At 70.6% G+C, this 11,817-nt stretch carries 8 protein-coding genes; 5 read left to right on the forward strand and 3 right to left on the reverse strand.

Annotated features, from left to right (window positions below; genetic code table 11):
- Positions 1-76 precede the first annotated feature (76 nt).
- Positions 77-844, forward strand: coding sequence for an EI24 domain-containing protein (locus tag ASD23_RS00515; RefSeq protein ID WP_056004926.1), 768 nt, complete (start codon positions 77-79; stop codon positions 842-844).
- Positions 845-899: 55 nt separating this feature from the next.
- Here the strand turns inward: ASD23_RS00515 and ASD23_RS00520 are convergent, their stop codons facing one another.
- Complete coding sequence (locus ASD23_RS00520; protein ID WP_056007479.1) at positions 900-2,039, reverse strand: epoxide hydrolase family protein; 1,140 nt, start codon at positions 2,037-2,039, stop codon at positions 900-902.
- 63 nt (positions 2,040-2,102) lie between these two features.
- On the opposite strand from ASD23_RS00520, the gene ASD23_RS00525 reads away from it, so the two are divergent.
- Positions 2,103-3,062, forward strand: coding sequence for a helix-turn-helix transcriptional regulator (locus ASD23_RS00525; RefSeq protein WP_056004928.1), 960 nt, complete (start codon positions 2,103-2,105; stop codon positions 3,060-3,062).
- 122 nt (positions 3,063-3,184) lie between these two features.
- Positions 3,185-6,688 (forward strand): glycosyl hydrolase family 95 catalytic domain-containing protein, encoded by a 3,504-nt coding sequence (locus tag ASD23_RS00530; RefSeq protein ID WP_082571068.1) that lies wholly within the window; start codon positions 3,185-3,187, stop codon positions 6,686-6,688.
- A gap of 83 nt (positions 6,689-6,771) precedes the next feature.
- Here the strand turns inward: ASD23_RS00530 and ASD23_RS00535 are convergent, their stop codons facing one another.
- On the reverse strand, positions 6,772-7,965 hold the full coding sequence (locus ASD23_RS00535; protein ID WP_056004930.1) for a hypothetical protein: 1,194 nt from the start codon (positions 7,963-7,965) through the stop codon (positions 6,772-6,774).
- Between the two features lie 125 nt (positions 7,966-8,090).
- On the opposite strand from ASD23_RS00535, the gene ASD23_RS00540 reads away from it, so the two are divergent.
- A complete protein-coding gene (locus ASD23_RS00540; RefSeq protein WP_082571069.1) occupies positions 8,091-10,226 on the forward strand; it encodes a galactose-binding domain-containing protein in 2,136 nt (711 codons plus the stop codon).
- 61 nt (positions 10,227-10,287) lie between these two features.
- Here ASD23_RS00540 and ASD23_RS00545 read toward each other — a convergent pair whose 3' ends face one another.
- Positions 10,288-11,268 (reverse strand): ArsR/SmtB family transcription factor, encoded by a 981-nt coding sequence (locus ASD23_RS00545; RefSeq protein ID WP_200941684.1) that lies wholly within the window; start codon positions 11,266-11,268, stop codon positions 10,288-10,290.
- A gap of 92 nt (positions 11,269-11,360) precedes the next feature.
- Between ASD23_RS00545 and ASD23_RS00550 the strand changes: the two genes are divergently transcribed.
- Entirely contained in the window at positions 11,361-11,759 is a 399-nt protein-coding gene (locus ASD23_RS00550; protein WP_082571070.1) for a cupin domain-containing protein, read from the forward strand.
- Positions 11,760-11,817 lie beyond the last annotated feature (58 nt).

Here is an 11,817-nt window from a genome sequence, read left to right on the forward strand (position 1 = left end):
CGAGCACGTCGGCGGGCGCGCGTCAAGCGGGTGCCGCGGACCGACTCCGAACGCGACCCGGCCGTAGGCTGGTGCGATGCTCAGGCGATTCCTCTCCGGCGCCGGCCTGCTGCTGCGCGGCTTCGGATTCTGGGGCCGCCGGCCGGGCGTGATGGCACTCGGGCTGATCCCCGCCGCGATCGTCTTCGCCGCCGTGCTCGCCGCGCTCGTGGCGCTCGGGATCCAATTGCCGGCGATCGTCGAATGGGCGACGCCCTTCGCCGAGCGGTGGGACGCGTTCTGGACCGCGTCGCTGCGCATCGCCATCGCCGCCGTGACGTTCGCCGGCGCCGTGCTGCTCGCGGCCGTCACGTTCACCGCGCTGACACTCGCGGTCGGCGATCCGTTCTACGAACGCATCTGGCGGGCGGTCGAGGTCGAGCTCGGCGGCGAGGTACCCGATCGGGGCGCGGGCTTCTGGCGGGCCGCGGGCGACGCCGCCGCGCTCATCGCGCTCGGCGTCGTCTCGGCACTCGCCGTCGGCCTGATCGGCCTCGTGCCGATCGTCGGAACGGTCGCCGCGCCGGTCCTGGGGGTGACACTGTCGGGCTGGCTGCTCGCCCGGGAGCTCACCGGGCGTGCGTTCGAGGCCCGAGGCATGACCGCGGCCGATCGCAAGGTAGCGCTCCGCGGCCATCGTGCGCGCATGCTCGGGTTCGGCGTCGCGACCCAGCTGTGCTTCATGGTGCCGCTCGGCGCGGTGATCGCGATGCCGGCTGCGGTCGCCGGGTCGACGATGCTCGCGCGAGCGGCGCTCGATGCACCGCGCCCGGCGGATTCCCGGCCGACGACGCCGTCGGTGTGAACAGCAGAGCGGATGCCGCGGCTCGAGCCGCAGCATCCGCTCTGCTGGTTCGTCGTCAGCGCAGCCCGGCGAAGAACGCCCGGATGTCGCCGGCGACGAGCGCGGGCACCTCGAGCGCCGCGTAGTGACCGCCCTGCTCGAACCGGCTCCAGTGCACGATGTTCGAGTTGTCGCGCTCGGCGAAGACCTTGATCGTCTGGAAGTCGTCCTTGAAGACCGCAACGCCGGTGGGCGCATCGTTCACCTGCGGCTCGGCCTCGGCGCGCGCGTTGTCGAGGTAGCTGCGGCTCATACCGGCGGCGGCATTCGCGAACCAGTTGACGCTCACCTCGGTGACGATCTGCTCGAGGGTGACGAGCGAGGTACCGTTGCCGAACGAGTTGAAGAGCTCGCTGTAGGCGAGGAGCGCGATCGGCGAGTCGCTGAGCCCGACCGCGACCGTCTGGGGCCGGCTCGCGTTCATGGTGTTGTAGCCGCCGACCGACTGGAACCACTGCATGTGCTCGAGTCCCGCGTAGTCCTGCGGCTCGAGTCGCTCGAACTCGGCGGGGTCGCCGCTCGGGAACGAGAACAGCTGCAGCACGTGGAGGCCGAGGAAGCCCTCGGGCTTCGCGAGCCCGAGCTCACGGGCGACGAGCGCGCCGTTGTCGGACCCGTGGATGCCGTACTCGGCATATCCGAGCCGGTGCATGAGCTCGTCGTACGCGCGGGCCACTCGCGCGGTGGTCCAGCCGGGCTCGGCGACGGGGTTCGAGAAGCCGTAGCCGGGGGCATCCGGAATGACGACGTCGAACGCGTCCTCGGCGCGGCCGCCGTGCGCGACGGGGTCGACGAGCAGGTCGATGAGATCGAGGTAGTCGACGGATGACCCGGGGTAGGTGTGCGCCAGGAGCAACGGGGTCGCTCCGGGGTGCTCCGAGCGCACGTGGATGAAGTGGATGGGCTGGCCGTCGACCTCGGTCGTGAAGTGCGGCACGGCGTTGATGCGCGCCTCGGCGGCCCGCCAGTCGAACGCGCGCCACGCCTCGACGGCCTCGCGGAGGTAGGCGTTCGGCGTGCCGGCGTCCCAGTCGTCGGTCGGCGCCGGCTGCGGCAGCCGAGTGCGCGCGAGTCGCTCCATGAGGTCGTCGACGTCGGCCTGGGGGATGTCGATCGTGAACGGGCGGATGTCGGCGGGAGAGGTGGTGTTCTTCATGTCTTCGACGGTACGGTGCATATAGGAACATCCAGTTCCTAATGATGGATCGAGTTTTCACCCATGTCAGACACCGCCGCCCGACTGCTCTCGCTGCTCGCCCTCCTGCAGACCCGTCCCGACTGGACGAGCACCGAACTCGGCGCTCGGCTCGGGGTGACGCCGCGCACCATCCGCAATGACATCGACCGCCTGCGCGAGCTCGACTACCCCGTCGACGCCACCCGCGGCGCCGCCGGCGGCTACCGCCTCGGCGCGGGGGCGAAGCTGCCGCCACTGCTGCTCGACGACGAGGAGGCCGTGGCCGTGGCGATCGGCCTGCGAGCGGCCACCGGCATCGCGGGCGTCGAGGAGTCCAGCACGCGGGCGCTCACGAAGCTCGAGCAGGTACTGCCGTCGCGACTCCGCCCGACGGTCGAGGCGCTCGCGACCGTGATCGAGCGGGCGCCCGAGAACAACGACACCGACGCACCCGACCCCGAGGTCGATGCCGCCGTGCTCACGGCCGTCGCGAGCGCCATCCGCGGGGTCGAGTGGATCCGATTCGACTACCAAGGCGACGCCCGCCTCGTCGAGCCCTACCGCCTGCTGAGCTGGGCTCGCCGCTGGTACCTCGTCGGCCGCGACCCGTCGAGCGGCGACTGGGGCACGTTCCGTGCCGATTGGATCGAACTGCGCATGCCGACGCGGCGCCGGTTCGAACCCGTCGCACTGCCCGGCGGCGACTACACGGCCTTCGCGATGCGCTCGATCGCCGAGAGTGGCTGGAAAGTGCACGCGCGGCTGCGCGTCGCGGCGCCGGCCGACGCGGTGCTCGCGCGGATCCACCACGCGGTCGGGGTCGTCGAGGCCGTCTCCGACTCCGAATCGGTGCTCGTCACCGGCGCCGATTCCCTCGACACGATCGCCGCCTACATCGGCATGCTCGGCATGGACTTCATGGTCGAGTCCCCCGACGAACTGCGAACGCTGCTCCTCACCTACAGCGAGCGCTACGCGAGGGCAGCTCGCCGACCCGACTGAAACGCCGAGCGGGCTATACATCCGATCTCTCCTTGGGCAGAATGGGCCGTGGCCGCTGTTCGAACGAACATGCCTCCCTTCTCGGTTCCAAACACCTGATCAATGACGCGCAGGAGATCTCGATGAATTTCACGTTCGACCCCCAACGCCGCCGTGTGCTCCAGATCGGCGGTGTCGTCGTGACCGCACCGCTCCTCGGCGACCTCTTCGCTGCGCGGCCCGCTGCGGCCGCACAGCTCACCGCCTTCGGCACCACGGTCGCCACGAGGCGGGCCCCGATCGAGGTCCCCGAGCTCTCGGCGAAGTCGCTCTGGTACGGCACGCCGGCCACGAACTGGGAGTCGCAGGCACTGCCGATCGGCAACGGCCGTCTCGGCGGCATGATCTTCGCGAACCCCGACGAAGAAGTCGTGCAGTTCAACGAGCAGAGCCTCTGGGGCGGCGTCAACAACTACGACAACGCGCTCATGGGCCAGCCCAACGGGGCCTACGACACGAGCGTGACGGGCTTCGGCTCCTACCGCGACTTCGGCACGCTGCGCTTCGCGTTCGCCGCCGGCCCGCGTGTGACCTCGCCCGGCGGGCCCTACAACGTGTCGACCGCCTCCGAAGACGTCGATCGCACGATCGATGCCAAGGCGAGCACCAAGTGGTGCATCATCGCACCGCCCGCGCAGGTGCTCTGGCAGGCGGAACTGCCGACGGCTGCGACGGTCACGAGCTACAGCTTCACGAGCGCCAACGACGTTCCCGTCCGCGATCCCCAGGAGTGGACCCTCTCGGGCTCGTCCGACGGGACGAACTGGACGGCGCTCGATGCCCGCACCGGTGCGCCCTTCGAGACCCGCGGCCAGACGAAGCAGTACACCTTCACCAACGCCACGGCGTACCGCTTCTACCGGTTCACGTTCGTGCCGAAGGCCGGCGTCAGCCACTTCCAGATCGCCGAGATCTCGCTGGGCGGCGTCAGCCTCTCGGGCGGCGCACTCGCCTACGTCTCGTCGCCGAGCGGCGCAGCAGCCGGCACGGATGTCTCCAGCGACCTCACCCGCAGCGTCGACGGCGACCCGACCACAGCCTGGCGCGTCGCCGAGCCGGGCGCAGGCGTGCAGTGGCAGCTCGACCTGCCGACCGGCGTCGCGGCGACGTCGTACGTGCTCACCGCGGCATCCGACGCACCCGAACACGACCCCGGTCGCTGGCAGCTCGCGGGCTCGCGTGACGGCGGCGTCACCTGGGTCGCGCTCGACTCGCGCGAACCGGGCGCACCGTTCGCGGCCCGCGGGGAGGCGAAGACCTACACCTTCACGAACTCGACGGCGTACACCTCCTACCGGTTCACCTTCGCGACCGCCTCGGCTGCGACGCCGTTCGCGATCGGCGAGGTCGCCGTCGTCGGCTCGTCGTTCGACTCGCGCGCCCTTCGCACGGTCGCCGAATACCGTCGCGGTCTCGACACGGCCGTCGGCATGCACGTCACCCGGTTCGACACGGTCGCCGGTCGGGTCGTGCGCGAGGCCTTCGCGAGCCGCGCGGCCGACGTCATGGTGCTGCGATACACGACCGACGCCGAGTCGGGCATGTCCGGCATCCTCTCGCTGACGTCGGGCCAGTCCGTGCCCTCGGCCGCAGCGGGCAGCGGCGTCGGTGCCCAGCTCTCGTTCAGCGGCGTGATGGCCAACGCGCTGAAGCACGCCTGCACGGTCCGCGTGGTCGAAGCCGACGGCACCGTGACGGTCGAGGGCAACACGCTCCGCGTCGACGGGTGCGGCACCCTGACCCTCGTGCTCGACGCCCGCACCGACTACAAGCTCAGTGCGGCCGACGGATGGCGCGGCGCCGCGCCCGAGCCCGGCATCGTCGCCGCGATCGACGCGGCGGCGGCACGCTCCTACGCCGACCTGCGCGCCGAGCACACCGCCCAGGTGTCTGAGCTGATGAACCGGGCGACCGTGAACTGGGGCGAGACGGATGCCGCGGTGCAGGCGCTGCCCACCAATGCCCGCCTCGAGCGGTACAAGACGGGCGGGGCCGACCCCACTCTCGAGCAGGCGCTCTACCACTACGGCCGCTACCTGCTCCTCAGCTCGTCACGACCCGGGGGCCTGCCCGCGAACCTGCAGGGGCTCTGGAACAACAGCAACCAGCCGCCGTGGGCCTCCGACTACCACACCAACATCAACGTGCAGATGAACTACTGGGGCGCCGAGACCACGAACCTCTCGGAGTCACACTCCGCGCTCGTCGCGTTCATCGAGCAGGTCGCGGTGCCGAGCCGGATCGCGACCAGGAACGCGTTCGGCCAGAACGTGCGGGGGTGGACCGCTCGCACCTCGCAGTCGATCTTCGGCGGCAACGCGTGGGAGTGGAACACGATCGCGAGCGCCTGGTACGCCCAGCACGTCTACGAGCACTGGGCCTTCACGCAAGACAGCGCCTACCTCGAAGACGTCGCCCTCCCGCTCATCACGGAGATCTGCCACTTCTGGGAGGACGAGCTGAAGGAGCTGGCCGACGGCACGCTCGTCGCGCCCAACGGCTGGTCACCCGAGCACGGGCCGCGCGAAGACGGCGTCATGCACGACCAGCAGATCATCTGGGACCTGTTCCAGAACTACCTCGACGCGACCGCGACGCTCTCCCCCCAGCCCGCATACCGGGCGACGATCGCCGACCTGCAGTCGCGGCTCGCGCCGAACAAGATCGGCAGCTGGGGCCAGCTGCAGGAGTGGCAGACCGATCGCGACGACCCCAACGACCTGCACCGCCACACCTCGCACCTGTTCGCCGTCTATCCCGGTCGTCAGATCACGAGCGAGACCCCCGAGCTCGCGGCCGCGGCCCTCGTGTCGCTCAAGGCTCGCAACGGCGAGCGCGACGGCGTGCCCTTCACCGAGGCGACGGTCTCGGGCGACAGCCGTCGCTCGTGGACCTGGCCGTGGCGGGCTGCACTGTTCGCACGTCTCGGCGACGGCGAGCGCGCACGCTTCATGCTGCGGGGCCTGCTCCGCTACAGCACGCTGACGAACCTGTTCGCGAACCACCCGCCCTTCCAGCTGGACGGCAACTTCGGCATCTCGGGCGCCCTGACCGAGATGCTCATGCAGAGCCACGCCGGGGTCATCCACCTGCTCCCGGCCCTGCCTGACGAGTGGAAGGCCAGTGGTTCGTTCACCGGTCTCCGCGCCCGCGGCGGCTACGAGGTCAGTGCCGAGTGGCAGAACGGCCAGGTCACGGCCTTCACCGTGACCGCCGACCGTGCACCCCATGCCGGCCCCGTCACCGTGCGGGTCAACGGCGAGGACCGCCAGGTCACGCCCGTCGATCCGAACCCGGACCCGACTCTGAACGTGCCCGTCGTCGCGAGCACGCGGATCCTCGGCGGGAAGGTCGTCGTGGCGGTGAAGGCGACGAACAACGAGAGTGTTCCGATCACCGTCGCGTTCGCCTCGGCCTACGGCACGAAGTCCTTCGCCTCCGTGGCACCCGGCACGAACGCGGTGCACTCGTTCACCACGCGGAAGACCTCGATCCCCGCGGGAGCGGTCACCGCGACGGTCTCGACGCTCAGCGGCGCACCGGTCACGGCGACGATCGAGGCGGGCTACGACGCGGCATCCCGCTGAGTTCCGCTCGCCGGCGCGGCTTGACCGTCTTCCGAGACGGGCATGCCGCGCCGGCGGGTGAGCGGCGGCCCCGCTTCAGTGCCTCAGCGACATCCCTTCGACCGCTCGATGAGTTCGTCGGAGGGTCGACCGTAGAGCCACTCGCCGTTGCCGTTGGGGTCGGTGTGCCCCATGCCGATCGCCCAGGCCACGGCCCACGGCTCGTTGTCATCGGCGTACTCGCCGACGAGGTCGTAGCACTTCGAGGTGATCGCATGCCCCACCTCGTGGGTGACGAGCGCGGCCATGACCGGGTCGCCCCACTGCTCGGCGATGCTGTTCGAGAGGGTGATCGTCGAGAGGCCGCCCTCCCAGGTGTCCCAGGTGGCGGTACCGCCGGCTGAGCCGTTGTCGCCGTAGCCGATGACGATCGGGGCCCAGTCGAACTCGAGCAGCACGCCGCCCGCGATCGAGCGGGCGTACGTCTCGACGGCGACGCGGCGGTCGTAGAGCGGGCCCGCCTTCTCCGCCTCTTCGGCCGCGTGCGTGGACTGCAGGGCGGCGGCTGCCGCGACGTACTCGTCGATGCGCGCGGCGGCGTCGTATCCCCACGTGCTGCTCGCGAGCTGCTCGACGCTGTTGCGGAACTCGATGCGCTCGACGTTGCGCGCCGATCCGTTCGCGCCCTCGACCGCGGCGGCGACCGGGGCGATCGCCTCGATGTACGCGTCGCCCGAGACGGTGACCGTGTCGTCGGCGACCGCCAGGTCGGCGGCGTAGGCGTCGGCATCGGCGGCCAGGTCGGTGAGTCGCTCAGTCTCCCCCTTCAGCAGGTCGGAGGCGGCGTCGAGATCGGCGAACCAGACCGGGCGCGAGAGGGGCCTGTTCGGCTCGGCGAACTCCGTCTCGGGAGCTGCGGCCATGAGGGCGTCGAGTTCGCCGGCGGCTGTCGCCAGCGCCGACTTCGCTGCGGCGTCGACGAGGGGGTCGGGCGCGGCGAGCGCCGCTGCCGCGATCTCGGCGGAGGCGCCGGCATCCGCCTCGACGGCCGCTGCCGACTCGCCGGCCGCTGCGGCATCGGCGACTGCGGCGCGGTGGGCGACGACCGCCGCATCGAAGCGGAGGTTCGCGATCGCGGTCGCCGCGAGCACGGCGGCCGACAGCAGCAGGAAGATCGCGACGCCGACCACGGTCCAGGCGGTGGTCGCACCGGATCGGCGCGAGGGCGGCGTGTCGCGCCCAGACGGGCTCTGGCCGATCGGGTCGAGCGTCGCGCTCGGGACGGATTCGAGGGTCACCCGTGAAGTATCCCCGCTCACAGGCGGTCGGGCAATCCGGAAGGGCGGGCACGCGCCACGAGTTGGACGCTTGACTGGGACGAGCGACCCACAATACGCTGCCTCCAACGAGCAAGGAGGCTCAGATGGCGATCGATCATGCACGCCCGAACCGTGTCCGTTCCGAACGCACCACCGAGCAGGGAAAGCGCAGGTGGCGACCCAGAACCCTGGCCCTCGCCCTCGCAGCTGCACTCGCGACATCCGTACTGGCGGCACTTCCAGCCGCAGTGAGCACCACCCCCGCCGAGGCCGCAGCGGCCGACTGGTGGGAAGCCCCGAACCGACCCGCCGAAGAGGTCGAACTGAACGTCACCGGTGCACCCTTCACCGGCACCACCGAGAACGGCGAGGTGCGGGGCTTCATCGACTCGCACACGCACCTGAACTCCAACGAGGGCTTCGGCGGACGCATGATCTGCGGCGCGCCGTTCTCCCCCGCGGGCGTCGCCGACGCCCTCAAGGACTGCCCCGACCACTACCCCGACGGGAGCGCCGCGCTCTTCGAGAACCTCGTCAGCGGCGATGCCGACGGCAAGCACGACCCCGTCGGCTGGCCCACCTTCACCGACTGGCCGAAGACGACCTCGATGAGCCACCAGGCCTCGTACTACGCGTGGGTCGAGCGCTCCTGGCGCGGCGGCCAGCGCATCCTCGTCAACGACCTCGTCACGAACGGCGTGATCTGCTCGCTGCCGATCATGCCGAAGGACCGCTCGTGCGACGAGATGACGGCGATCCGGCTCGAGGCCCAGAAGGCTCGGGAGATGGAGGCGTACATCGACGAGATCTACGGCGGCCCCGGCAAGGGGTTCTTCCGTATCGTCACGACGCCGGCCGACGCACGAGCGGTGATCGAACAGGGCAAGCTCGCCGTCGTGCTCGGCGTCGAGATGTCGGAGCCGTTCGGCTGCAAGATGATCCTCGACGTCGCGCAGTGCTCGACGTCCGACATCGACCGCGGCCTCGACGAGTTCGAGCAGCTCGGCATCTCGAGCATGTTCCTCTGCCACAAGTTCGACAACGCCCTCTGCGGCGTGCGCTTCGACACCGGCACGCAGGGCACGATCATCAACGTCGGCCAGTTCTACTCGACCGGCACATTCTGGCAGACCGAGACCTGCCCCACCGCGCGCCACGACAACCCGATCGGCGACGCGACGGTGCCCGAATTCGAGGAGCAGCTGCCGCCGGGCGTCGAGGTGCCCGAGTACTCGGCGGGCAAGAACTGCAACACGCGCGGACTCACCTCCCTCGGCGCCTACGCGCTCAAGGCGATGATGGCCCGTAACATGATGGTCGAGCTCGATCACATGAGCGTGAAGGCGGCCGAACGCACCCTCGACCTGCTCGAGGCCCAGGGCTACCCGGGGGTGCTCTCGAGCCACAGCTGGATGGACTCCGGCTGGACCGAGCGGCTCTACCGCCTCGGCGGATTCAAGACCGGTTACCCGCACGACGCCGCCGGCTTCATCGGCGAATGGCAGGAGGGCAGCGCGCTCCGCGCCCAGTACGACAAGGGCTACGGGTTCGGGCTCGACTTCAACGGCGTCGGCAGCCACCCTGCGGCCGACAGCGCGCCGGTCGACATCACGTACCCGTTCACGAGCGCCGACGGCGGCACGACCATCGACCGGCAGGTCAGCGGCGAGCGCACCTTCGACATCAACGTCGACGGGTTCGTGCACTCCGGCCTGGCGCCCGACTACCTCGAGCTGCTGCGTCAGTCGGGCGGCGGCGACGCGATCGTCTCCGACCTCATGCGCGGCGCCGAGTCGTACCTGCAGACGTGGGAGGCGACGCGCGACTACACGAGTGCGTCGAACCTCGCGACGGGCAAGCCTGCGTCGGCGAGTTCGAGCGAGTGGAACCCGTTCACGAGCTACGCCCCCGGGCGCGCCGTCGACGGCAAGGCCAACACCCGCTGGGCGAGCGGCAACTGGGGCGTCAACCCGCAGTGGTTGCGCGTCGACCTCGGCGCAGCCGAACCGGTCAGCCGGGTCGTCGTCGAGTGGGAGTCGGCGGCGGCGAAGGCCTACGAGGTCCAGGTGTCGACCGACGGCCAGACCTGGACCACGGTCTCGTCGGTCACGAACGGCAACGGCGGCCTCGACACGGCGTCGTTCGCGCCGACGAGCGCCCGGTACGTGCGCGTGCTCTGCACGGTGCGGACGACCGAGTACGGCTACTCGATCAAGGAGATGGGCGTCTACTCGAACTGAGCCCTGAATCGAGAGACGACACGAGCGGATGCCGCGGCGCGAGCCGCGGCATCCGCTCGACTCACATCGTGGCGCCAACGAGCGCCTCGCCCAGCGGGGTGCGCACATGCAGCACCCGGGCGCCCTGACGCTCGCTCGCGATGAGGCCGCTCTCGCGGAGCACGGTGAGGTGGTGGGATGCGGTCGAGAGGGCGAGGCCGCTGTCGGCTGCGACCTGGGTCGTGGTTCGCGGGTCGTGCGCCGCGAGCAGGATCTCGGCCCGGGCCGGGCTGATGAGCGCGCCGAGCGATCGCGAGGCGGCCGCCGGGTCCTTCGCCCACGTCGCCGTCACGCCCTGCGCCGGGTAGAAGATCGTCGGCTGCGCGGGCGGCTCGGTGAGCACGGCGCAGCCGAGGCCGCCCATCACCGACGGCACGAGCACGAGCCCGCTCCCCCGGCAGTCGACGAGCTCGCGGTGCCGGCTCATGCGCACCCGCACGACATCGCCCTGCCAGGCGACCGACTCGTGCAGGCCGGCGACCATCGTGGCGATGCCGTCGGTCGTCATCCGCCGCGCGCGCACGGCGATGTCGGCGCGCAGCAGTCGCTCGAGCTGCGGCCAGACGGGTGCGAGCACGGCCTGCCACACGTCGTTCCACGCGTCGGCGATCATGGCCCGCGCGTGCAGCGGCCGCTCGATCATGCGGGCGATGGCCTCATGGCGCGCGCCGGTCGATCGGGCGAGCATCTTCGTGAGATCGGCGCGCAGCAGCTCGGGCCGCACCGCCGCGAGTCGCTCGGCCTCGTCGGCCGGCGTCAGGTCCCAGCTCGGCGTGGCGGTGAGGAAATCGGGGAAGTACCCGGCCTCGCCGATGATCACCGCCAGGAGCTCGAACGCGTCGGGCGGCACGGCGGCGCGGACGCTCCGCAGCCAGCCCCACTGCAGCGGCTGGTCCTCGGGGCGCTGCAGCACCCGCATCGCATGACTCAGCTCGTGCCCCGGCGAGACCCCGAAGCGGATCGCCGAGATGTCGTCGGGTGCCAGTTGGAAGTCCACGAACATTCGATCCACATCGAAATGCTACCGAGGCGGATGCCGCGGGCGGAGCCTGTTCTCATCGGTTCCACCCAAGCCCATCCCGAGAGGACGAGACCATGACCACGACTTCGACCGCCACGAGTTCGATCAATGCGGCATCGACCACCACCCCGGCGATCCCGCCGATCGTGCCCGCCGACGCCGTGCGTCTCGGCTCGGGCCGCACCCTCCGCTTCGAGGGCCGCGACCATGGCGCCGCCGTGTCGTACTTCCTCGTCGACAACGAGCCGGGGCAGGGCCCCGACTTGCACCGCCACCCCTACCCGGAGACCTGGATCGTGCTCGAGGGAGAGGTGCGCATCACGATCGGCGAGCAGGAGTTCGTCGCGACCGCGGGCGACACGGCCACCGCACCAGCGGACACCTGGCACCGTTTCGTCGCGATCGGCACGAGCCGGCTGCGGATGGTCTGCATCCACGCCTCCGACGTCATCGTGCAGGAGTTCGCCGAGTGACACCGGTGCAGATGCCCATGCAGACGCCCGTGCCGACGCCGACGCCGGCGTCGCTGTC

This window comes from Agromyces sp. Root1464 (assembly GCF_001427265.1).
GTDB classification, from domain to species: Bacteria; Actinomycetota; Actinomycetes; order Actinomycetales; family Microbacteriaceae; genus Agromyces; species Agromyces fucosus.